24 protein-coding genes and 1 pseudogene are annotated in these 22,217 nt (G+C 73.5%); 7 read left to right on the forward strand and 18 right to left on the reverse strand.

Annotation, left to right across the window (positions count from 1 at the left end; genetic code table 11):
* Positions 1-20: 20 nt before the first annotated feature.
* Together QWM81_RS04390 and QWM81_RS04395 are read right to left on the reverse strand one after the other, a co-directional pair.
* On the reverse strand, positions 21-392 hold the full coding sequence (locus QWM81_RS04390) for a hypothetical protein (protein ID WP_290110150.1): 372 nt from the start codon (positions 390-392) through the stop codon (positions 21-23).
* Positions 393-656: 264 nt separating this feature from the next.
* The gene (locus tag QWM81_RS04395) at positions 657-1,574 is read right to left on the reverse strand and encodes a S1 family peptidase (protein ID WP_290110151.1); all 918 of its coding nucleotides are present in this window, start codon (positions 1,572-1,574) and stop codon (positions 657-659) included.
* An 857-nt stretch (positions 1,575-2,431) separates the two neighbouring features.
* Between QWM81_RS04395 and QWM81_RS04400 the strand changes: the two genes are divergently transcribed.
* Positions 2,432-2,629, forward strand: a complete 198-nt coding sequence (locus QWM81_RS04400) for a hypothetical protein (RefSeq protein WP_290110152.1) — start codon at positions 2,432-2,434, stop codon at positions 2,627-2,629.
* A 79-nt stretch (positions 2,630-2,708) separates the two neighbouring features.
* Here QWM81_RS04400 and QWM81_RS04405 read toward each other — a convergent pair whose 3' ends face one another.
* The gene (locus QWM81_RS04405) at positions 2,709-3,215 is read right to left on the reverse strand and encodes a hypothetical protein (protein ID WP_290110153.1); all 507 of its coding nucleotides are present in this window, start codon (positions 3,213-3,215) and stop codon (positions 2,709-2,711) included.
* Between the two features lie 31 nt (positions 3,216-3,246).
* On the opposite strand from QWM81_RS04405, the gene QWM81_RS04410 reads away from it, so the two are divergent.
* Entirely contained in the window at positions 3,247-3,414 is a 168-nt protein-coding gene (locus QWM81_RS04410) for a hypothetical protein (RefSeq protein WP_290110154.1), read from the forward strand.
* Between the two features lie 4 nt (positions 3,415-3,418).
* Here QWM81_RS04410 and QWM81_RS04415 read toward each other — a convergent pair whose 3' ends face one another.
* The 5 genes from QWM81_RS04415 to QWM81_RS04435 form a co-directional block, all read right to left on the reverse strand.
* A complete protein-coding gene (locus QWM81_RS04415; protein WP_290110155.1) occupies positions 3,419-3,796 on the reverse strand; it encodes a hypothetical protein in 378 nt (125 codons plus the stop codon).
* 106 nt (positions 3,797-3,902) lie between these two features.
* The gene (gene crcB / locus QWM81_RS04420) at positions 3,903-4,277 is read right to left on the reverse strand and encodes a fluoride efflux transporter CrcB (protein WP_290110156.1); all 375 of its coding nucleotides are present in this window, start codon (positions 4,275-4,277) and stop codon (positions 3,903-3,905) included.
* The gene (locus tag QWM81_RS04425) at positions 4,274-4,780 is read right to left on the reverse strand and encodes a fluoride efflux transporter FluC (protein ID WP_290110157.1); all 507 of its coding nucleotides are present in this window, start codon (positions 4,778-4,780) and stop codon (positions 4,274-4,276) included. The genes crcB and QWM81_RS04425 overlap by 4 nt, the downstream gene beginning before the upstream one ends.
* A 217-nt stretch (positions 4,781-4,997) precedes the next feature.
* Positions 4,998-6,248: a vanadium-dependent haloperoxidase gene (locus tag QWM81_RS04430; protein WP_290110158.1), complete on the reverse strand. Its 1,251-nt coding sequence runs from the start codon at positions 6,246-6,248 to the stop codon at positions 4,998-5,000.
* A gap of 215 nt (positions 6,249-6,463) precedes the next feature.
* Positions 6,464-7,786, reverse strand: coding sequence for a phytase (locus tag QWM81_RS04435; RefSeq protein ID WP_290110159.1), 1,323 nt, complete (start codon positions 7,784-7,786; stop codon positions 6,464-6,466).
* A gap of 475 nt (positions 7,787-8,261) precedes the next feature.
* On the opposite strand from QWM81_RS04435, the gene QWM81_RS04440 reads away from it, so the two are divergent.
* Positions 8,262-10,364: a SpoIIE family protein phosphatase gene (locus QWM81_RS04440; protein WP_290110160.1), complete on the forward strand. Its 2,103-nt coding sequence runs from the start codon at positions 8,262-8,264 to the stop codon at positions 10,362-10,364.
* On the opposite strand, the gene QWM81_RS04445 is transcribed toward QWM81_RS04440, so the two are convergent.
* Positions 10,361-12,580, reverse strand: a complete 2,220-nt coding sequence (locus QWM81_RS04445; protein ID WP_290110161.1) for a WD40/YVTN/BNR-like repeat-containing protein — start codon at positions 12,578-12,580, stop codon at positions 10,361-10,363. The two genes, QWM81_RS04440 and QWM81_RS04445, sit on opposite strands and share 4 nt — an antisense overlap.
* A 153-nt stretch (positions 12,581-12,733) precedes the next feature.
* Between QWM81_RS04445 and QWM81_RS04450 the strand changes: the two genes are divergently transcribed.
* Entirely contained in the window at positions 12,734-13,219 is a 486-nt protein-coding gene (locus QWM81_RS04450; RefSeq protein WP_290110162.1) for a flavin reductase family protein, read from the forward strand.
* Positions 13,220-13,298: 79 nt separating this feature from the next.
* On the opposite strand, the gene QWM81_RS04455 is transcribed toward QWM81_RS04450, so the two are convergent.
* Positions 13,299-13,439 carry a hypothetical protein gene (locus QWM81_RS04455; RefSeq protein WP_290110163.1) on the reverse strand — a complete coding sequence of 47 codons (141 nt, stop codon included), beginning with the start codon at positions 13,437-13,439 and terminating at the stop codon, positions 13,299-13,301.
* Positions 13,440-13,566: 127 nt separating this feature from the next.
* Here QWM81_RS04455 and QWM81_RS04460 point away from each other — a divergent pair, with 127 nt between their 5' ends.
* Positions 13,567-14,913 carry a S1 family peptidase gene (locus tag QWM81_RS04460; protein ID WP_290110164.1) on the forward strand — a complete coding sequence of 449 codons (1,347 nt, stop codon included), beginning with the start codon at positions 13,567-13,569 and terminating at the stop codon, positions 14,911-14,913.
* Between the two features lie 132 nt (positions 14,914-15,045).
* Positions 15,046-15,456, forward strand: a complete 411-nt coding sequence (locus QWM81_RS04465) for a hypothetical protein (protein WP_290110165.1) — start codon at positions 15,046-15,048, stop codon at positions 15,454-15,456.
* Between the two features lie 62 nt (positions 15,457-15,518).
* On the opposite strand, the gene QWM81_RS04470 is transcribed toward QWM81_RS04465, so the two are convergent.
* The 8 genes and pseudogenes from QWM81_RS04470 to QWM81_RS04510 form a co-directional block, all read right to left on the reverse strand.
* Positions 15,519-16,514 carry a helix-turn-helix domain-containing protein gene (locus tag QWM81_RS04470; RefSeq protein ID WP_290110167.1) on the reverse strand — a complete coding sequence of 332 codons (996 nt, stop codon included), beginning with the start codon at positions 16,512-16,514 and terminating at the stop codon, positions 15,519-15,521.
* Between the two features lie 146 nt (positions 16,515-16,660).
* A complete protein-coding gene (locus QWM81_RS04475; protein ID WP_290110169.1) occupies positions 16,661-17,128 on the reverse strand; it encodes a peptidase inhibitor family I36 protein in 468 nt (155 codons plus the stop codon).
* A gap of 116 nt (positions 17,129-17,244) precedes the next feature.
* Positions 17,245-18,138 (reverse strand): hypothetical protein, encoded by an 894-nt coding sequence (locus QWM81_RS04480; RefSeq protein ID WP_290110170.1) that lies wholly within the window; start codon positions 18,136-18,138, stop codon positions 17,245-17,247.
* Between the two features lie 217 nt (positions 18,139-18,355).
* The gene (locus tag QWM81_RS04485) at positions 18,356-18,736 is read right to left on the reverse strand and encodes a DUF6256 family protein (RefSeq protein ID WP_290110171.1); all 381 of its coding nucleotides are present in this window, start codon (positions 18,734-18,736) and stop codon (positions 18,356-18,358) included.
* Positions 18,737-18,767: 31 nt separating this feature from the next.
* Entirely contained in the window at positions 18,768-19,070 is a 303-nt protein-coding gene (locus QWM81_RS04490; protein WP_290110172.1) for a DUF6186 family protein, read from the reverse strand.
* 160 nt (positions 19,071-19,230) lie between these two features.
* Positions 19,231-20,031 (reverse strand): annotated as a pseudogene (locus QWM81_RS04495) (RICIN domain-containing protein); the annotation flags it as partial.
* A 219-nt stretch (positions 20,032-20,250) separates the two neighbouring features.
* Positions 20,251-21,330, reverse strand: coding sequence for a lactonase family protein (locus QWM81_RS04505; protein WP_290110173.1), 1,080 nt, complete (start codon positions 21,328-21,330; stop codon positions 20,251-20,253).
* Between the two features lie 152 nt (positions 21,331-21,482).
* Positions 21,483-21,662 (reverse strand): hypothetical protein, encoded by a 180-nt coding sequence (locus tag QWM81_RS04510; RefSeq protein ID WP_290110174.1) that lies wholly within the window; start codon positions 21,660-21,662, stop codon positions 21,483-21,485.
* A gap of 157 nt (positions 21,663-21,819) precedes the next feature.
* Between QWM81_RS04510 and QWM81_RS04515 the strand changes: the two genes are divergently transcribed.
* Positions 21,820-22,179: a phage holin family protein gene (locus tag QWM81_RS04515; RefSeq protein ID WP_290110175.1), complete on the forward strand. Its 360-nt coding sequence runs from the start codon at positions 21,820-21,822 to the stop codon at positions 22,177-22,179.
* The last annotated feature ends 38 nt before the right edge of the window (positions 22,180-22,217 follow it).

Here is a 22,217-nt window from a genome sequence, read left to right on the forward strand (position 1 = left end):
GGGGCGTGGCGCGCGGGCGGTCACGGCTGTTCGTCGACGAGCCCGCACACCCACGCCAGCGCGTCGTGCACCCCGCGGACGTGGTCCACGCGCTCCAGGCTCTCGGTCGGGTCCGCCAGCTGCACCACGGCCGCGTCCAGCTCGGCCGTGAGCAGGTGGCTGGACGGTACGCGCCCCGTGCCGACGGCTCCCGTCACCGGGGCCTCGGTGACCCGCCCCAGCGCCCAGCCGTAGGCCGCCAGGGCGCCCATGGAGAAGGGCGTCCGCAGGCCGGGGGCGGCGACCGCGTGCTCCAGCCGCCGGTACGCCCCTTCGACCTGGACGCGGGGCTTGATGCCGACCAGTGCGTCCTTGCCGCGCATGTCATCGTTGCGTTCGGAATCCACTGCCATACGTCTACGTCTGACCGCCGTGGCCGCAGCGATGCCCCGAAATGCGAAATTCTCCCGACAGGACGCCCGGTCATCGACTGCGAGATTGACTCCGGCCCCGATTCCGGCATCGATTTCCCGCATTGATTTCCTGCCGGCCGGCGCCCGCACGGCCGACGAGCCGCCGCAGTGCCCCGATCCGGCGGTGCGCACGCGAAAACCGGCGGCCCGCCGCGAGGCGGACCGCCGGTCCCGGATGCCGGATAACCGGCGGGGCGAGCGCGTCTAGAAGACGCTCACGCCATAGGCGCTCAGCGCCTCCGTGACGGGCTGGAAGAACGTGGTGCCGCCACTGGAGCAGTTGCCGCTGCCGCCGGAGGTGAGGCCCAGCGCGGTGCTGCCCGAGAACATGGCGCCACCGCTGTCGCCCGGCTCGGCGCAGACGTTGGTCTGGATCAGGCCGTAGACGACATCGCCGTTGCCATAGTTGACCGTCGCGTTCAGACCGGTGACCGAGCCGCCACGCAGGCCCGTCGTGCTGCCGCTGCGCTGGACGGACTGGCCGACGTACGCGTTGCCGGCGGCCGTGATGTCACGGTAGCTGCCGTTGTACAGGTACACGCGGCCGTCCGCCGCCGAGGCGTTGGAGTGGCGGATGATGCCGTAGTCGTTGCCCGGGAAGCTGGACCCCGTCCGGGTGCCGAGCAGGGTGGTGTTGGCCGAGTTGGTGTACCAGGTGCTGCCGATGTTGGTGCAGTGCCCGGCCGTAAGGGCGTAGTACGTGCTGCCGCTGCGGACGTTGAAGCCCAGAGAGCAGCGGCCGCCGCCCGCGTAGATGGCCTGGCCGCCCGCGATGAGCTTGTTGAACCGGCCCGGCGTGCGCTTGACCTCAAGGGCGTCGGCGCGGCTGCCCGCGGCCTCCTTGATCCGGGCGAGCTCTGCCGCCGACACGGTGGAGTCGGCCGTGACGACCAGCTTGCCGGTCTTCGCGTCCGTGTACCAGGCGGTGCCGGGCACATTGGCGTCCAGGACGGCGTCGCTCACCTGGGCCAGCTGGGCGGTGGTCGCCCGGGCGCCGTCGTGGGGTTCGGCCACGGCGCTGGGGGCCGCAAGCGCGGAGGCGGCCACAAGAGCGGCTGCGACGGCGGTCAGCCGCGCACCCCTCGTGATACCGCCGAGGGGGGTGAAGCGCTTGAGATTCACTGCATCCTCCGGTGGGGGATCCGGGGGCCCGCTGGGTGGGCGGGCCCGACAGCGCGCCGGCGGTGGGTACATGACGAATGGTTGCCGCCATGTGCCTGACAAGTGCGCGCCCTAGGAATCCTGGGCTCCGGTCGGATGCGGGGCAAGATCGTCTTTCGGCCGCTCTACGCGCGTCCGTCCAGGACGCGTCGCCAAGGGGCTCGCCGGGGCGCGAAGGCGCGCACGGCACCGGCTGGTGGTGGCAGCCGGTCGAGGGTCGGCGAGGGGCCCGGAGCAAAGGGAGAAAGCGTTTGCTGAATGTTCACCGGATGGCCCGGCCGTCGTGCGACCGGGCGCGGGGATGGGCCAGTATGGGCGCGGCGGTACGGCGGCGGACGGCGTACCGTTCGAGCTGTTCAGAGATCAACGGATGGCCCCCCATGGGCCGTCGGCGCCGACCGGGCGGCGCCCGTCCGGCCCCCGGCCGTGCTGACCGGGCCGGCGCCGCCGTTGCAGTGGCTCTCGCAATCCGGACGCCCGGCAACGAGGATCGGTGCGCCCGGGTCGCGGGGCGGCGCATCGCCTCCGGCGAGGAGCCGGTGGCTGTCCGCCACGTATCCCTCCGGGCGCAGCCGCCACTGCTTTATGCGTCAATCACTCCCGTTCGCCCAGCGGTGCCCGGTGTCCGAAACCGGACCCTGGGTCGCCGTTTCGGGGGCACCGCTCAGCAGGCCCAGTCCATTTCCACGCCGAGGCACGCTCGGGGCGCCCCCGGGCGAAGCCCCGGGGTGTAGGGCCGCCGGTTGCGAGGAAGTCGGGAAGCACAGGCGAACCCGGGCGAACGGACCCGTGCGAACGGACCCGGGCGAAGGAGAGAAATGAACGAGCGGAAACGCAACCCCCGAACCGCCACCGAAGAAGTCCTGCACGAGTTCGAGGAAGCCGAACTGCGCATCGGTGAAGGGCGCCGGGACGACGAGAACGACAAGGAGGCGGCCGACACCCTCACGCCCAGCCAGACGGCCCAGGAATCCGTCCAGAACGACAAGCACCGCCGGAACGACGACACACCCTGACGACGCCGCTCCCCCCAGCCGCCATCGGCGGACCCGCCCGGCCGCGGCTGACGCCGTCGCGGCCGGGGGGCGTCAGCCGTCAGCGCACCCGCCTCTCCGCCAGCGGCGCGGCGCCCAGCCGGGAGGCGGCGCCGCCGGGCAAGTGCGGGGTGTGGCTGACCAGCCGGGCGGAGTTGGCGACGACTAGCAGGGCGATCCGGGACACCCCCAGCTCGGTGAGCTGACGGATGACGGTGTCGGCACCGCCTCGTACCGCATCCGACAGGCCCAGCATGCCGATCAGGTTGTCGTCGTGCGCCAGGGAGATCACCGTCTCGCCGTCCGCGCGCAGCCGCTCGGTCCACTCTCGCGCCACCTCCGGCAGCGCCACGCCGTGCTGCCGCAGCAGCGCCGGGCTGCCCACCAGCAGACGGCTGCCGTCCAGCTCAGCCCGTACGCCCATGCCGAGGACGACCTCGCGCGCCTGGTGGATCGGAATGTGCAGGTGCTGCTCCTCGGTACGGCGCACGTGCAGCTCACCGGAGGCGGCAAGGCTGAGCACCTGGTCGGCGGTGTACGCCTCGTCCAGGGTGACGACGCTGGTCACCAGCGGCCGGCCCGGCGTGAGGGTGCCGGTCTTGGCCTTCGACCACCCGCTGACCGAGCTGGAGGAGTCCCCGCGCGGCGCCCCCGACCCCGACCGCGGCGACCGCCTCGCCACCGCCACCCGGCACGCCCTGACGGCGCTGCTCCTCCTCGACAAACAACTGCTGTCGAAGATCACCGCCCGCGCGAGCACCCCTTAGCCGCCTACCGCCGCGCCCACCGCCTCACCAGGCGCCGGAGAAACCTGCGCAGCCGCCGCAACCCCAAGTACGGCCCCGGGCGCGCCGGTTCATACCGTGAGCCGCCCAGTGGCACCCGCGGCATCAGGTACCGTGTGCCGCCCGTCTCCATCACGCAGAAGGGCACCCCGCCCATCTCCTTGGCGCTGCTGACGGTGATGCTGAACGGCCGCGGCGGGTCGCCGGGAAGCTCCGCCGGTACCGTGCCGCCCCGGCGCCAGTCCCGCTCGTACGCGACGACCTTGCCGTCCACGAGCACCTCAAGTCCGCCCGAGCGCCCGTAGAGCTGGACCGTGACGGAGTGCCCGTCCTGATCGAGGTGGAAACGGGGATCGCGGGCCATGACGAGCCTCCCGGACCCGTACGAGACGCTGTCATCCCAGCGCTGTCATCCGAGCGCTGTCATCCCAGCGTACGTACGCGGTGACCGGTGGCCGGGTCCGGCAGCCTCAGCCCCACAGGGCGTCGGCCATCCAGAGGCCGGCGAGGAGCGCGCCCAGGCCGGCGACCACGCTGCCCACCACGTTGACGACGGCGAAGAGCCGCGCCCGGCCCTCCACGAGCCGCAGCGTCTCGTAGGAGAAGGTCGAGTACGTGGTGAGCGCCCCGCACAGCCCCGTGCCGAGCAGCAACCGCCACGCCGACGAGGCGGCTCCCGCGGCCACCGCCCCGGTCACCACGCCCAGCACCAGGCAGCCCACGACATTGACGGTGAACGTGCCCCAGGGGAAGACCGTGCCGTGCCTGGCCTGCACGGCCCGGTCGGTCAGATACCGCAGCGGCGCGCCGACCGCCCCGCCCACGACCACCAGCAGCCAGTTCACCGCGCTCCCTCCCGCTCCCGGCCGGCGGCGTACCGGACGAGCAGTACGCGCCGCGTCAGCCACACCGCGCCCGCCACCGCTCCCAGGGCCGCCAGCAGCGTGAGCCCGAGGTACGCGACAGCCGCCACGGCCCGGCCACGGGCCGCGAGCTGCTGGATGTCGAGCGCGTACGTCGAGAAGGTCGTGAAGCCGCCCAGGACCCCGGTCCCGAAGAACGGCCGCACCAGCCGGTGGGCCGCCCACACGTCGCCGACCAGCACCATGAACACGCCGATCAGGGCGCAGCCGACCGCGTTGACGCACAGCGTGGCCCACGGGAAGCCGCCCACGGCAGCCGGCCACACCAGCGACGCGCCATAGCGGGCGCCGGCTCCGATCGCCCCGCCCAGCGCCACGACCCCCACCACGGGGACCCGCTCCCGCCACGGCCGGGACAGCCCGGACGGCCGGGACGATCGGAACGGCCGGGGCGGCCGGTCGCAAGTCTTCCGCGGGGCTGTCATCGTCGTACGTCTCCTACTCGCCGGCGCCGCGTACATGGGTACACGGCGCACACCCTCGCAAGCAGGGACCGTTGGCGGCATCCGCGCCGCGGTTGGGGTACGGCGGGCCCCACCGCCGTCGCGGCGACCCACGGGTCACCGGCCCACCAGGCTAACGCACACGGGAGAACCGACCGGTGTCCTCAAGCCCGGCGGAAGACCCTGGTGGTCGGCCCGGTCAGCCGCCCACGGGCCCGAAGTACCTGTGCAGGGCCCATGCCGAGACGCGGGTGCCGACCGCGGTTCCGGCGGTGTCGGCGAACCGGGTGTGGATGCCTCCCCAGACGCGCGAGTCCACCACGTCCCGGTTGTACTCGTGCGCGTAGCGGTAGTACCGCGTCGGGCTCCTCCCGGCGGAGGGGACCCGCAGGTCGATGCGCGAGGTGCCGAAGAGCTCGGTCAGCGTGCGCGTCAGGGCACCGCCCACGGTGGTGTGCCCGCTGAGGTAGTCGGGGTGCGCGGGCGTGGTCAGCAGCGGTTTCCACCGTGGGTCGGGGCGGGTGGCGGGGTTGCCGTCGTGACCGGCCTCCCGGATGGCGGTGACCGGGCGCCAGGTGCCGTAGCGCAGTTTGGCGTTCCAGGCGGTGATGGCCGCGTCCGCCTGCGTGGTGTTCGCGGCGGCGAACAGGCGCGCGGTGTCCACGATGTCGAGGCGGTGGCGGCGGGCGTAGTCGCCCAGGGCCTTCTGGATGTCCGGCTTGGCGAAGAACACCGCCGTCCGCGTCTGCGCGGGTGTCCTGCGCGACCCCGTCCGCCCGCCGTACGCCAGCAGTTCGGCGAAGTCCTCGGCGTAGCGGGCCGAGGTGGTACGCGGCGGCGGGCCGGGCCGGAACTGGTCGGGGGAGTCGAGCAGCAGCGGACGCAGCAGGCCCAGCCAGGCGGTGGTGAACGGCTCGTGGCGGGGTGGCGTCGGCCGCCAGCGGCCGGGTACGGGGACTGCGGGGAACGGCACCCGCGCGCCACGGCCGTCCCCCGCGCGCAGCGCCATGATGTGGTCGGCGGCGCGCTCTCCGAAAGCCACGCCCTCGTCCTCGGCCCGGCCGTCCGGCACCTTCGCGAGGCTCGCGGCGTACCGGCGCTTCAGCGCGGGCCCGGCGGAAGGGAAGGAGGCCCGCAGGAGCCGGTGCGCGGCCGCGGCGGCCGCCGCCTCGGGGGAGGCCGTGCGCGGTGCGCGTTGCCGCCAGCGGTAGGGCTCGTAACGGCCCTCGATCCCGACCACCGCGTTGTACATGGCCGCGGAGACGAAGGCGTGCCAGAGCAGTTCCTCGGAGGCGGCCACCTCGTCGTGCGGATTGACCGTGGCGGTAACGGTGTCCACCCACTCGGTGATCACCGCGCCGGAGGCCGTCGCGGCGTCCTTACCCGCCGCCCCGGCGGAGGCGTGCGGCAGCGCCGACACCAGCGCGGCCAGCCCGGCCGCCGCGGCCACGGCCGCACGGGATGCGCAACGCCCGGCTTTGCCTCGCACAGCAGACTCCTTCGCGGCCTGGTGGCACCCGCCACAACACCCGCCCCCCGTCACAGCACCCGTAGAGAGCTGTCGACCCCGGGGCGGGCGGGTAACCGCATCACCCCGGGGCCTGCGCTGTACGGGGCAGCCACGCCACCCGGATGGAGTGCCCGCGAGCCCGGGCGAACCCGTGGTCAGTCCTCCACGCGGTCCAGGACGCCGTCCAGAGGGACGAACTTGAAGTTGGTGGACTCACGTTCGCCGTCCACCGGCGTGTCGTGGCCGTCCTGGACGACGAGCAGGCCGTGCGGGTACTTCGCACCGAGGGGCGCGCTCAGGACGGCGGCGCCGTCGCACGCCTCCGAGCCGTCGAGGGCGGCGGAGGCGGCGGTGACGCGGAAGCCGCCCTCGTACTCGTTGGCGTCCCCCACTTCACGGTCGTACAGCGCGAAGGTGTCGTCGCCCTGGCTGGAGGCGAGCAGATAGCCGTCACCGCCGGGCTCGGTGAGCAGCGCCAGCCCCTCGACGTCGGCCGCCAGGCGGGAGCCGCCGAAGCCCGGGTCGGCGCCGGCGGCGCACTCCTCGGTCTCCTCGTCGTACGCGGCCGGGACGCCGTACTCGCGGACCCGGTCGACGAGCGCCGGAGCGCTCCTCAGGTCGGCGCGCAGCCGCCAGATGCCGACGTCCTCCTGCCCGGCGTAGAGCATGCCGTTGGCCGGGTCGACCACCATGCCCTCCACCTGGGGCAGCTCGCCGGGCTCACCGCACGGTGTCCACGCGGTCCCGTCCGGCAGCCGGAAGGAGGACGGCAGGTCCAGGGTGCGGACCTTGCGGTAGGTGACCGTGCCGGCCGGGGTGGGGACAAGTTCCAGCAGGGCGAGGGTGGTGCGGTTGCGGCGGCTCACCAGGGCGTAGGCGCGTCCGGTCGTGGCGTCGGTCCAGGTGGCGAGGCCATAGGCGGTGTTCTGGTCGTTGATCTCCTCCTGGCCGGCGGAGAAGACCGGCGGCGCGGCGGGATCGGTGATGTCGGTGAGCGGCCCGCCGGGACGGCCGGGGGTGATGCGGTGGATGCGCAGGCGGTCGTGGCCGCGGTCGGTGGTCACCGTGACATCGGCGCGGCCGGACGCGAGCCGCAGCCCGTGGAGGAGGTCGACGTTGTTGAAGCGCCCGGGGGCGTCCCCGGGACCCGCCGCCGGGGGCGCCGGAAGGGACTGCACCTGGCGGGCGTCCAGGTCGTAGACGCGCAGCCCGCCCTCCTTGGCCGTGGCGATGACCAGGCTGCGGCCGGGATCGGCGGCGTTGCGCCAGATCGCCGGGTCGTCCGCGTCGGCGTTGCCGCCCGCCTCGTCGTCGTGGAGCGGGGCCGTCTCCGCCCGGGGCGCGACTGCGGGCAGCGGCGCGACGCGGTGCGGCGGTGCGGCGGCGGCCGGTGTGCCGGCGGGGACGGAGGCGGCGAGCGCCACCCATGCCGTACCCAGCGCGAGCGCGGCGGACCGGACGGGACGGTGCCTGATCACGAGAGAACCCCTTGCTGCCGGGAACATGGCAAACCGGTGCCGATCCTGTGAGGGCGGGGTGACCGTCACCCCTACGCCGGGTGTGGCGTGGATGTGGCGCTCATGAACGCCCGTCCGTCCCCGGCCCGCCGCCGCCCCGGCGGACCGGGACGAGCCGCGATACCGTCAACCGCACGGGGACCGGCGGACAGGCGGCCGGGCCCCGACCGGTCACCGCGGCGGTGTTCGGGTGCGCGAGCCGGTGGTACCCGCTGTGCGGGTTCCCTCCGCCACGCGAAGGAGGCGACGGAACGACCGCGGCCACGGGCCTGCCCGGGACCGCGGGCAGCGGCCGTTACCGCCCCTGAGCAGGGCACTCTCCGCAGCTGTTTCGGTCACCGCCGCCGTGTCGGACATTGGAGGGGTGACGTGTCCGGGCGGGCCCGGGCGCGGCGCCGGTACGTCAGGCGCGGTGCCAGTACGGAGAGGAGCGGTCATGGGCGGCACAGACGGGATTCCGGCCGGCCGTGGCACGGTGAGCGGAGCGGCGGACCCCGAGCCGTCACCCGCGGAAGGGCTGCTCGACGTCCTCGGCGTGGCGGCCGTGGTGGTCGATGCGGAGGGGCGCATCGTCCTGTGGAGCCCGCAGGCGGAGGAACTGCTCGGTTACACGGCCGAGGAGGCGCTGGGCCGGTACGCGGCGCGGCTGATGGTCGACGAGGCGCACTTCGACAAGGTCCTGCGCCTCTTCGCCGAGGTCATGGCGAGCGGGGACACATGGTCAGGCGTGTTCCCCGTGGTGCACAAGGACGGCGGCACACGGCTGCTGGAGTTCCGCAACATGCGGCTGCTGGACGACCAGGGCGACTACTACGCCCTGGGGCTCGCCACCGACCAGGAGACGCTGCGCAAGGTGGAGAGGGACCTGGCGCTGTCGGTGAGGCTGGTGGACCAGTCCCCGATCGGCCTGGCGGTCGTGGGCACGGATCTGCGGTACGTGGGGGTGAACGCCGCCCTGGAACGGATCGACGGCCTGACCGCCGAGCAGCACATGGGACGGCGCGTCGGGGAGGTCCTGCCGTTCGTCAACGCCGAATCGGTCGAGGAGTCGATGCGCAAGGTCCTCCAGACCGGCGTACCCGTCCTCGACCGGCAGGTGGTGGGCCGCACCCCGGCGGACCCGGACACCGATCACGCGTGGTCGGTGTCGCTGTACCGGCTGGAGGACGTCGGGGGCCGGGTGCTGGGGCTCGCCTTCTCGGTGATCGACGTCACCGACCGGTACCGGGCGGCCACGGAGGCGGAGCGGGCGCGTGACCGCCTCGCCCTGGTCGCCGACGCCTCCGTACGCATCGGCACCACCCTCGACCTGGAGCAGACGGCCCGCGAACTGGCCGACATCGCCGTCCCCGAACTCGCCGACGTCGCCGCCGTCGACCTCCTGGACTCCGTCCTCGAAGGGCGGCCCGGCCGCGTCCCGGCCGATGGGCCGGCCGTCATCCGGGCGCTGGCCGTCGCCGCCGCCTACCCGACGATCGCCGTCGAGGCCGCCGATCCGCCCGGTGAACCGGCCCAGTACGGCGCCGACCGGCTGGTCACCCGCTGCGTGCGCACCGCCCGGCCGGTCCTGGTGGCCGACGTGGACGACGACGACCTGAGCTGCATCGCCCGGGACAGCCACGCCGCGCGGCAGCTGGCGCGGGCCGGCGTCCACTCCTACCTGGCCGTGCCGCTGATCGCCCGCGGCGAGGTGCTGGGCGCCCTCGACCTCAAACGCGCCCGTAACCCCCTGCCCTTCACCGAGGAAGACGCGATGCTCGCCGGCGACCTGGCCGCGCGCGCGGCGGTGTGCATCGACAACGCCCGCCTGTACCGGCAGCAGCGGGACACCGCCCTGACCCTCCAGCGCAGCCTCCTGCCCGAAACGCCCCGCCACCTCGTCGGCCTGGAGGTCGCCTCCCGCTACCAGCCGGCCGGAGCGGTCGGCGAGGTCGGCGGCGACTGGTTCGACATCATCCCCATGGACCACGACAGGACCGCCCTCGTCGTGGGCGACGTGATGGGCAGCGGCATCAACGCCGCCACCACCATGGGCCGGCTGCGGACCGCCAGCCAGACCCTGTCCCGGCTCGCCCTCGAACCCGCCGAAGTCCTGCGGCACCTCGACGAGATCACCGCCGGCCTGGAGCCCTCCCTCGCCACGTGCGTGTACGCCGTCTACGACCCGCACCGCGCCCAGGCCTGCGTCGGCACCGCCGGCCACCCCCCGCCCGTACTGATCCGCGCGGGCGACGGTCCCCACCTGCTCGACCTGCCCACCGGCGCGCCACTCGGCGTCGGCGGCGTCCCGTTCCACGACGTGACGATCGACCTCGCCCCGGGCGACCGGCTCGTCCTCTACACCGATGGCCTGGTCGAAACCCGTGACGAGGACATCGACGCGCGGCTGGACGTCCTGCTCCGATTGCTCCGCACACCGGACGCGTCACTGGAGGACGCCTGCGACCGCCTCCTGCGCGAACTGCGCCACCGCGGCACCCACGACGACGTCGCGCTGCTCTTCGCCCGCGTGCGCGACCGCGAGCAGGACCGCCGCTAGGGGACCGTCAGCTCATAGAACCCCCTGCCGAAGGTCGCGGCGACCAGGCGGTGGTGTCCGGCGTCGTACTCGATGTCGTCCACCGGGACCGCGGGCATGCCACGGCCGAGGCGGACCCACTGCCGGCCGCCCACCGCGGCGGACGTGAACACGCCCTGGTCGGTGCCTATGTGCAGCAGATTGCCGCGCCCGATGACGAGGTCGTTGACGGGCGCGTCCGGCAGGTTGCCGGACAGGTCCCGCCACCGCTCGCCACCGTCCGTGCTGCCGTACACGTGGGCGAGCGGTGAACCGGCGCGATAGCCGGAGTGGGTGGTGTAGACGACGTCGGCGTCGGCCGGGTCGACCACGACGCGGGTCACCCACGGGCGGCCCTCGGCGAGCTTCGTCCAGGTCGCGCCCAGGTCCCTGGTGACCCAGACCCGGCCGTCGTCGGTGCCGACGTAAATGGTCCGGCCGTCGCCCGCCGGGGCGATGGAGGTGATGGTCCCGTAGTTGGTGTAGATCGGGTCGGGCCCGGGGCCGCCGGACAGGTCGGGACTGATGGCCCGCCAGGTCGCGCCCCCGTCCGTGGAGCGGTTGAGCACCTCCGACCCGTAGTAGAGGACCTTCGGATCGCGCGGGTCGAAGACCACGGGCGTGAACCAGTTGCGCCGCTTGTACGTCGTCCGGTCGGCGAAGTACGTCAGGGTGTCGCCGCCATCGGTGGACCGGAAGCAGTTGCCGTACTGGTAGCAGGCGAACACGTTGTCCACGTCGGTCGGGTTGATCAGGTTCTCCTCGCCGTCCCCGCCGAGGTACTCGTTGAAGCCGTCGCCACCCCAGGAGCGCAGCGACCCGTTGTCCTGGGCTCCGCCGGAGACGCGTGAGGTGTCCTGCGGACTGATCGCCGCGCTGTAGAGCTGGGTGTACGGCTCGTGGCGGGCCTTGACCCAGCCGCCGTCCCCGTTGGCGTCGGAGCGGTAGACCCCGCCGTCGTTGCCGAGGTAGACGCGGCCCGGCCGGCGTGGATCCCACACCATGGCGTGCTGATCGACATGGATGCTGGAGTCGTCGTACGTCCACGTCGCGCCGGCGTCCTTGGTGGTCATCAGCGGCACCCCCGCCACATGCACATGCCGGGCGTCCGCCGGGTCGGTCCACACCTTCCCGAACCACCAGCCGAACGTCGACTGGGACCCGGTCAGCTTCTCGTCGGCCGGTGTCCGGCTCCAGCTGTCCCCGCCGTCCGTGGACGTGTAGAAGCCCTCGAAGGGGCCGCTGGTCTTGTTGACGATGGCGTACAGCCTCTCGCCCGCGACCGCCAGACCGATCCGCCCGACGTCCGGCCCCTGCGCGGGCAGGCCACCGGCCAGCCGCTGCCAGGTCCCGCCGCCGTCGGTGCTGCGGAAGACGCCGGAGCCCACCCCGCCGTAGGTGCGCAAGCGCGGCGTACGGCGGTGGTCCCACATCACGGCGTACAGGGTCCTGCCCCGCACGAACACCTCGGTGGCGCCGGTGAACTCGTTGGCGCCGGCGAGGATCCGCTCCCAGGTGTCGCCGCCGTCGTCCGAGCGGTACACGCCCCGGTCGCCACCGCCGTTGTACAGCGAGCCGGCCGCGGCCACGTACACGCGCCGCGGATTGCCCGGGTCGACCGTGATGGCGCTGATCGCACCGGAGTCGCGCAGCCCGATCGGCCGCCAGTGGGCCCCGCCGTCGGTGCTGCGGTACATCCCGGTGCCTTCGTACGTGATGCTGCCACCGCCCGGGTTGGGCTCACCCGTCCCCGCGTACAGAGTCCCGTCCGGCCCGGTGGCGACCGCGCCCATCGCCTGCGTCCAGCCGTCCGGCCACACCGACGCGAAGGTCTGCCCGGCATCCGTGCTGCGCCACACCCCGCCGCTCGCGGCGGCGGCGTACACGGTGTCGGCACGCTTCGGGTCGAGGGCGAGCGACACGATCCGGCCCCCGATGTTGGTGGGCCCGAGCGGCTTCCAGCGCCCGCCCACGGTGGGCAGCCGACGCGCCTGCGCCATGGCGTCCTCATGGGCGTGGCGCGGAATCGACTGCCCCGGCACCGTCTTCTGCAGATAGCGGTACTCGGCCGGCGCGGCAGGCCCGCGAACGGGCCGGTACACATCGGACGGCCCGGGCGGCGCGGCTGCCGCGGGCGCCGTGATCAGTGTTAAACCCGCGAGCGGGGCGAGGACCAGGTGGAGCAGACGTCTGCGCATGGGACCCTCTCTTCGGCATGGCCATCTCAAGCCGTGCTGACGTTACGAGAGGGACGGGGGCAGCAGAAGGGCGCGTGCCGGCCGTGGCCGACTTCGTGTCTCGCCCGGTGCCGTACTCCCGCCCGCGAGGCGCGTGCGGTTAGGGTCGGGGCCATGGCGGAACTCACAGCGTTCACCGACCTGGTCGACTATCCGATGTACGTCGTGACAGCGGCGGCGAACGGCGAACGGGCGGGCTGCCTGGTCGGATTCGCCTCCCAGTGCTCGATCGACCCGCCCCGGTACGCCGTATGGCTGTCGAGGGCCAACCGGACCTACCGGGTGGCCCGCCACGCCACGCACCTCGGCGTGCACCTCCTGGCCAAGGAACACGCCGAGGTGGCCCGGCTGTTCGGCAGCGAGACGGGAGACAGCATCGACAAGTTCCGGCACGTCGCCTGGCATCCCCGGCACGGTGACACGCCGGTGCTGCGCGAGGCGTGCGCCTGGTTCGTCGGCCGCGTGGGCGGGCACATCGACGGCGGCGACCACGTGGGCTTCCTCCTCGACCCCGTCGAGGCGTCCCCGCCCGCGCCCGGGCGCCCGCCGCTCGTCATGTTCCGGGACGTCGTCCATCTGTCGCCGGGGCACCCGGCGTGACGCGCGTACCCGACCAGTGGCCGGCGGCGCGCTCGCCGAGGCAGGTGCGGAGCCTGAACCCCCGGGACGCGCGCCGCGATCAGGGCCTGTCCTCCATGCCGGGTACCAGCCACAGGGCGGGTGCCACCGGCTCGATCAACTGGCGCAGCTCGCCCAGTCGCTGAAGCCCGTCGACCCGCTTGAGGAGGGAGGGCCCCTGGGGCGCTCCGGGGGCGGGCACGATGACCGCGGCCGAGGCGGGGCGGCCAGTGAGGAAGCCGGCACACCGTGCTGAACCCGAGGGGGCGGCGGCACGTATGGAGGGGCAGCTTTCTGTTTCCCACCCGTACGGACGTCGGAGGCCATGGATGAAGCACGGGCGGCGCACGCTCCGCCGGGGGATCCGGCTGGCGGCCGTCGGGGGACTGCTCTGCGGCGGACTGCTGGTGTCGAACGCGGTGGCGGGCGAGACGCCGGCTCGACCCCTGAACGCCGGCGGTGACCCGGTGGCGGCCCTGGTCGCACGGCTCGGCACCTCTCGTACCGCGGGCAGCTGGATTGGGCCGGACGGCCGCCCGGTCGTCGCCGTGACCGACGAGGACTCCGCCGCCGAGGTGCGGCGGGCGGGGGCCCGGGCCGAGGTCAAGCGGTACAGCATGCGGGACCTCCGCTCGGCGACCGAGACCCTGCGGCGGTCCGTGAGGGTGCCGGGCACCGCCTGGGCGGTGGACTACGCGTCCAACCAGGTGAAGGTGTACGCGGACAGCACCGTTTCCGCCGCGGACTGGTCGCGTGTGTCCGGCGTCGCGCGCAGGGCGGGCGGCCTCGTACGCATGCGGCGGACCGAGGGGGCTTTCACCACCAGGGTCGACGGCGCGGTGCCCATCGTCAGTGGGAGCGGCCGCTGCTCCGTGGGCTTCAATGTCACCGACGGGCGGCAGAACTTCCTGCTGACGGCCGGGCATTGCGGCCCGGTCGGCACGCCCTGGTTCCGGAGCACCCCGGGCGCGGGACAGCTGGGCACCACCGTCGCCCGCAGCTTTCCCGGCGGCGACTTCTCACTCGTCCGGTACGACGACCGTGACGCCTTCGACGGAACCAACGCCGTGGACATCGGCCAGGGCAGGCGGGTGCCGGTCGTGGGCGCGGCCGATCCCGTGGTCGGCCGGCGGGTGTTCCGCAGCGGCAGCACCACCGGGCTGCGCTCGGGCCGGGTGACCGCGCTGAACGCCACGGTGAACTACCGCGAGGGCACGGTCACCGGCCTGATCCAGACCACGGTCTGCGCCGAGCCGGGGGACAGCGGCGGCCCGCTGCTCGCCGAGGGCTTGGCGCTCGGCCTGACGTCGGGCGGAAACGGCGACTGCGCCGAGGGCGGGATGACGTTCTTCCAGCCCGTCACCACGGCGATGACCGCGCTGGGGGTACGGATCATCGACGGCGGCCTCGCCGAGGGCACGGGCGCCATCACGGACCCTTCCGCCACTCCCTCCGCCGCTGCCTCCGCCGGCGCCGCGCCGACTGCCCGGGCCGTGGAGCCACCGGGCGGCGCACCGCGGCGGACCGTCACCGGGATCGTCGAACCGCGGGGCCTGATAACGGGTGTGGGAGTCATCGGGGTCAGCCTGGTCCTGCTGCTGGCCGCCCGGCGGCTCCTGTCCGAACAGGATGATCGCGACCACCTCCGCGCCCACTACTCCCGAAACTGGGGCTGACGCTGCGAGCAGCCGTCCGCCATCCGCACAGCGCTGGATGGATGACCCTTTCATGTCGAATAGTCAGGTTATCGGGCGATGTGCTTAGGCTGGGCCGCTGAAGCCATCCCTCTACCCTGGGAGACACAGGACATGGGTCAGTTCATTCGTACATGGGGCGTCGGGATCACCGCTGCCGCGGTGGTCGCCGGTTCGGTCGGGACAGCCGTGGCGGTCGCCTCCCCGTCCTCAGCGCCCCGCAAGCCGGCGGCGTCGAGCCCCGCACTCGCGAGCGCGTCGGCCAAGGCCCCCATGAAGACCGTGAGGGCGTGGCAGCAGTTCCGTATCAGCGGCGTCATCACCAACCTGCGCCCGGGCAGCAAGGTCACCCTCCAGCAGAAGCAGGGCAAGCGGTGGACGTCGCTCCCCGCCTCGATGCGCACGACGAACCGCTCCACCTACTCCATGCGCGTCATGCTCGGCATGAAGGGCCACAACAAGCTGCGCCTCGTCGACACCCACAAGCGAGCCGTCACACCCGTCATGCACGTCTGGGTGCGCTAGGGAGTGTCGGCCCGAAACGCCCACTGCGGCGCCCGGATCCCCTGGGCGCCGCCCGGCGGGCGTCAGGCCAGGAGGTCGAGGAGAGCGGCGCCGTTGTCCGTCAGGTGCAGGCGCACTTCCCGCCCGTGGCGCAGGCGTCGCAGCAAACCCGCCTGCGCGAGCTGGCCGCAGTGGTACGTGGCGGTGCTGACCGTGACATGGGCGAGCCGCGCGGCCTCCGACACGGACGGCCGCCGCCGCGCATGGCGCAGGATCGCGGCGCGGACCGGCCCGAGCACGAGGTCGAGCCGGTCCCGGCCGCTCCTCGGCTCCGGCTCGCCGCAGCGGCGGGTGATCAGCCGGCCCAGCCCCGGGAGGGGGTAGCCGATCCAGACGAAGTCCGGGTCCTCGGCGCTGTAGGTACAGGCGGAGAGCCCGGACGCCAGCGGGACGAGCACGAGGCGGCGCCGCCCGGGGCCGGTGAGGTGGCCGGGGCAGGGGTGCGGCAGGTGGAGCAGGCCGTCGCCGTAGCGCACGGGTGAGCCGAGGCCGTTGAGCACCGTGCCCAGTACGCCCGTGACGGAGGCGACCCCGATGCGTTCCACTTCACGCATCAGCAGGCCGTCGGCCTGTTGCCACAGCGGGCCGAAGGTGTCCCACACCGAGCGTGCCAGGTCCCGGTAGCCCGCGAGGAACGCGCGGGGCCGGTCCGCGACGTGCCGCCACCCCGCCGGGACCGCGTCACCGAACCGGTTCTCGACCTCCGCGACCAGCCTGTCGGGCTCGATCCCGTCGAGTTCGTCGGCTACCGACACCTCTGGGCCGGAGCGCATGTTCCCGGTCAGAGCGAGGCAGTCGGGCGCCCATGGGTGCCCGGTGGTGAGCAGCGCGCGCAACGTGGCGGCGGCTTGCGGAGGGGCGCCGTCGCGGACCGCCTGACGCCAGGCCGGCGGCATGCCGTGGGCGTGACTGCCGAAGGCGTTGGTGATGACCGAGAACAGTGTCGTACCCGGATGCCGGCTGATGGACAGATGGATGTGTTCCAGCGGGCCTATGGGCACGGTCGGAACCTTGGACATGCTTCCCCCGGATGTGTCCCCGTTGGCGACCGGTGGTCTTCGGTCGCCCCGGCAGCGTACGACGGGGGAGAACGCCCGCAAAGCCCCCGCCGCGCGGTGCGGCGGGGGCGTGGCTCAAAGCCGGACGGCGCTGTGGTGGGCGTGGGTCAGCAGGAGTTGACCCACCGGTGCGAGGAGATGTTGTCGTTCATCGCCTGGCCGCCGCCCGCTCCGTTGTGCGGGAAGTAGTCGTAGCGCATGTCCATCAGGTAGCTGCCGTTGGGCAGGCAGTAGGAGGCGCCCCCGTAGTTGGCGTCCCAGTAGAGCCGCACGTCGTCGTAGGCGCCCGGGTAGCCGTTGTTGTGGACCGACGAGGCCTGGTTACGCATGTTGCGGTCGGCCCAGTTCGAGCTGTTGCCCGACCAGGCGGCCACGCGCCCGCCCTTCCACGAGTGCTCCCAGGCGTACAGGTTGCCGTCGGCCGCCGCGACCGCGGCGGTACGGGCCGACGCGGTGCCGGCCTTCGCGGCGCCGGCCGGCACCGCGTCCTGGGCGTGCGCGACCGCCGGAGCCAGTCCCAGCGTGGCGGCGGCCAGCGCGGCGGCGAGCACGAACTTTCCTCGGTTCGCAGACACAGAGTCTCCTTGATGATGTCGGTTGGTGATGTCGTTGGTCATGTCGGTTGGTGATGTCGGTCGGTGAGGGAAAACCCGCGCTTCACCGGGCGCGGGAGCCTTGAGGTGCCGGCCGGTCAGCCGGCCACGACGGCACGTGCCCTTGGCAGTGCGGCCGCGCGCAGCCGCTCCGCCCGTTCCACGGCCGCGTGGTGCTCACGGCGCAGCTCACGGTCGTGGTGACGGTCCAGTCGCCGGGCGACGGCGGCCAGGCCGCTGCTGTGCGCGCAGCGCGCCTCCTGGACTGCGGTACGGATCTCCCGCGCCCGCTGCCGGCCGCTGTCCTGCCCGAGGAACGCGGCCCTGGCGTCCGCCGGGTCGTCGTACGCGAAGCCATGCGTGCGCATGCACGCCGACCAGGCCGGCACAGTGGAGGTGAACTCGGCGTCAGCGACGACGCGTTGACGTCTGATGCCGCTGAGGTTGCCGACGAGGGTGCTCGCGGCGTACCAGCCCGGCACGTCCCCGTACAGCGTCCGCCAGGCCGTCACCCGGCAGCCGTCCGTGCTGTGTCCCACGACCACGCCGCCCGGAAGCCGTGCCCTCAGCCCCTCGCGGCCACCGGTGCCGTTGAGTGCGGCCACGGCGGCCCGGCGGCGTTGCTCGGGCAAGCCGCGCAGGTAGACCTGGTTCGGGTCCTGCCGGCGCAGACGCTGGATCTGTGGCTGGAACACGCTGCCGTAGCCGTACCGTTGGGCCCACCGCTCGTCGTCCACGACGTACGGGAAGTCGCGCGCCTGCGGCAGCGGGTTCTCCGGCACGGCCCAGAACCGGAAGCCCGCCGCGGTCATGCACGCGCGCTGCAGTTCCTGCTCGGCCCGGTACAGCAGGCTCCGCTCGGCGGCCGTGGTGGGCCTCGCGGCCGGGGCGCCGGACGCCGCTGCGGTCCCGTCCTGCCGCGGTAGGTGGGCGCCGGAGCACCCGGTGACGGCAAGGAGCAGGGCGACCCCGGCCAGCCTTCTGCGCATCATCGATCGCTCCTGACAGTCCTGGCTGACGCTGCCCCGCGTGAGCACGCGAGGCGCCGGTCCCGTACCGGGAGCGAGCGGGTGGCCCGCGCCCCGACCGGCACGGACGAGTCTTCAGCAGCGGCCTCGGCGCGGACAGCCTTTCGAAAATCCTCCAAACGTGCCGGGCGCCCGCCCTGGACGGCCGGTTACGGCCGGTGTCGTGCGCGGTGGCGGCCCCTCATCGGGAACCGCGCCTGCCCCGCCGCCGTTCGACCAGCCATGACGCGGCGAAGAACACCGGCAGGGCCACCCCCGCCATCAGCGCCGAACCGGTGAACGCGCTCATCAGGAAGCGGCCGCCCACCCGCGCCACCCCGTGGTAATAGCCGACCACCACGGCCATCAGCAGCAGGTATCCGCCGACGGCGGTGCCCAGCACCTGGCGGACCAGGCCGGGCCAGCCCCGCCGCCCGGCGGCGGGAGCGAGCTGCCGGGCGAGCCGGCGCTCCGGCGTGCCGGGCGGCTGGCGGCGAAGCAGCCACAGGCCGAGGCCGAGGTACCCCATGACCAGCAGGTAGCCGGTCAGCATGAGGGCGATGTTCAGGGAGAGGGGCAGCACGGCACGCTCCCTCCGGTCCGGCGGAGCGCCGTCACGGTGCGTCCCGCAGCAGGAAGTGCCAGCCGCGCACGAAGGTGTGCCAGCCGAACCACAGCCAGAGCGCGAACAGCGCCCAACGCCCCAGCGGATAGCGCATGACCGCGCGCATGGCGTCGCTGAGGGTCGGGAAGGCGTCACCCGTCCGTACGAGAGCCAGGCCCTCCCAGGCGAACAGGGCACCGAAGATCACCGCCCAGATGAGGTACCCGATCACCGGATGCTCCGCCACCGTGACCTCCCACGCTCGTGTGGGCTGCCCCGCCGCGCCGGGGCAGCCACGTCGATCATCCGTCACGATGGCCACGAAACGTGGGATACCGGGACGATCACGGCGGCCTGTCGTGCCGACCGCTCGCGGCAGCCCCCGGCCGCCCGACGGGCCCACGCACGTGCTCCGGCCCCCCGCCGGGCGATCGGCGGCAGAGCCGGAGCGCTGTGGGCGGCCCGGGAAGGCGTTACCGGACCTGCGGGCCCGACCGGCCGGTCACATCCGTCACCCTCCAGCGCTGGTGGGAGCCGGAGTTCGGCTCCCACACCGTGACCGCCGCCCCGTCGTGCGTGGCCTGGCCGCCGACCTCCAGGAGCCGCCCGGTCGCGGCGTTGACGAGGGTCCAGGTGCTGTCACCGGTCGTCGACATGATCCACTGGGCGCCCCGGTCGCGAGGCCCGCGGTCGGCCTCCAGCACCGGCGCGCCATGGCGTACGGCCAGACGCTTGCCCTCCACCGGGTTGGTGAACACATACCGCTGCCGGTTGCCGGTGTCACCGCTGATCTGCCGCAGCTGGCACTGCCGGCCGACGGCGGCCGGGTCCGTGCTCGCGCTCGCGATGACCAGGCCGCTGCCGTTGTCGGCGACGGTGAGTGCCTTGCCGCTGTGGACACCGGTCAGCTGGTACGTGTGCCCCTTGCGCAGAAGGGCGGCGTCCTTCGCGACACCGGACACGCCCGTGACGACAAAGGAGGTCACCGACGGGGCCGGCACGGTGAAGGTGGCCTTCCGGTCGCTGACCGCGAGGGCCCTGTGCCGCTCCAGCTTGCCTTCCGCGCTGGTCACGATGGGCGTCACGGTCGCCTTCCGGCCGACGTGGCGGAACGTGGACAGATCCACGGTGACCGTACGGGCGCTGCTCGCGCTGTTGACGTGGACGACCGTCGCGGCGTCACCCTCCTTGGAGACGGCGGCGGCGCTGGAGGTGTCGTCCACCGAGATCAGCCGGTCGCCGGGCTTGATGTAGTGGGTGAAGTTGCGGGCCGTCAGGACTTCGCCGAAGTGGGCCGACGCTGCGTCGAGGGCGTCCTGCGCCAGATGCGCCACGAAGCGCCGGAACCCGGCACCACGCTCGTCCCCACGACCCTCGTACGGCGCGCCAGCACGGCCCCGCCACCGGTGCGCTGACCGCCACCGGTGCGCTGACCGGCGCCGCGGCGCGGCCGGCCGGGCGACCGGTGAGGCCGGGGATCAGGAGGCCAGGGATCAGGAGAAGACCACACAGGCGGCGGCCGGCACCTCCACCGCGCCGGCGCGGCGCAGCCGCCCGTCCACCGGGTCGATGTCGAACCAGGTGACGTCCCCCGACCACTCGTTGGCGACGTAGAGCCTGCGCCCCGTGCGGTCGGCCACGAGATCGCGGGGCCAGCTGCCCCCGCACTCCACAGCGCCGGTGACCCGCGGCTTCTCGGCTCCGTCGGCGAGGGAGAGCGTGACGAGGGTGTTGCTCCCGCGTACGGCGGCCCAGACGAAGCGCCCGTCGGACGAGACCGACACGACCGAGGGGTAGGCCCGTCCGTCCTCCGGAGCCCCTTCGGGCTCGACCGCCACCTCCGAGAGCGGTTCCAGGCCCCCCGACACCGGGTCCCAACGGCAGACGGTCAGCTGCGGCTCCAGCTCGTGCAGTACGTACACCAGCTCGCCGTCCGGGTGGAAGGCGAGGTGACGCGGCCCCGACCCGGCCCGGAGCACCGTCTCGGCGTGCACACGCGGCATTCCGCTCCCGGGGTCGAGCGCGCAGACCCGTACCGAGTCGGTGCCCAGGTCCACACTGAGCACCCAGGCGCCGCTGGGGTCGGGCAGCACCTGGTGGGCGTGCGGCCCCTCCTGTCGCTCGGCGTCCGGGCCCGACCCCCGGTGCGCGAGCACGGCAGGGGGCCCCGACAGGCTGCCGTCGGCCGCCAGCGGCAGGCTGCTGACACTGCCGGAGCCGTAGTTGGCGGTCAGCAACCGGCGCCCGGCCAGGCTGAGATGCGTAGGCCCGCAGCCGCCCACCTCGACCGCCGGGCCCAGTGGGGTGAGGACACCGTCCCCGGTCCGGAAGGCCGCCGCCTTGCCCGGCTCCGTCTCGCTCACCGCGTAGAGCACCCCGGTGTCCGGGGCGAGCGTGAGGCACGCGGGGTTCACGACGGTGTCGACGGCCGTGCGCGGGGTCAGCGCCCCGGTCGCCGGATCGACGGCCGCGACAGTGATGCCGCGGCCACCTCCCGAGGTGAACGACCCGATGTACGCCCAGTGCCCGCCGTCGCGGCCTGACCGCTCTCCCCGCTGCTCCGCGCTGCCCACAGGATGCCCTCTCGCTCCGCCGGATTGGCTCGGAACTCCACGATCGCCCGGAACGGTCGTCCACACCACGCCGTTACGCCCATCGTGGTGGATCGCGGCTCCACGTCGGTCCTGGACGGGACGATTCCGGCCGGCGGACGTGCCGCGCCGCCCTACGCGTCCTCGGCCTCTTCCCCGTCGCGTTCCGGTGACTCCACGGAACCGACGACGTCCGGACTGTTCAGGGCCCCGTCCCCGGTGGCCGCCTGCGCGGCGGGCGGCGCGGGGCTGAGGGCGGCGATCGCCGCTCCGACGGCAAGGGACGCGACGGCGAGCATGCTGCGCTTCTTCATGCCCAGCTCAACTGCCGGGCCCGGCCGGGCGTCACGACGGGAACCCGTCGAAAATATGTCGGTCCGGCCACGGCCCGCTCTGCCCCGCCATCGGCAGCGACGAGGCGCAGCCGGGGCCCGGCCGTATGCCCCGCCGCGCAGCGGGTACGCGCACCCCATGCAGTCGTCGCCCCAGGACATGTCCACCGTGGTACGCGAGGAAATGGACAACGCCCGGCAGGAGGCGGCCCTCGGTCTGTCCGAGGCCCGGCGGGGCGCCGTTGCGCTGGCGGCCGGCGGCGCGTGCGGCCTGCTCGCCCTGTGGTCGGCGCACACGACGCTGCTGCGCCACCTGGAGCGCGCGTGGGAGCCCCAGCGAGTCACGGGCGTACTCACGGTCGTCTACGCCTCCGGGGCTTCGGCCCTCGTCCGGTACGGCTCCAGGAAACTGGGCGTCGCGCGCTCCGCGTCCGGTGAGGCGCTGCACTCCTCGCTGGACGTGGTACGGCACGTGGCCGACGAACTGCGGGACGGCTGACGGCTGGCGCGCGGCCGAGCCTGAAGCAGGCGAGGCTC

It is taken from the genome of Streptomyces ficellus, assembly GCF_030406405.1.
Classification (GTDB): Bacteria; Actinomycetota; Actinomycetes; order Streptomycetales; family Streptomycetaceae; genus Streptomyces; species Streptomyces ficellus_B.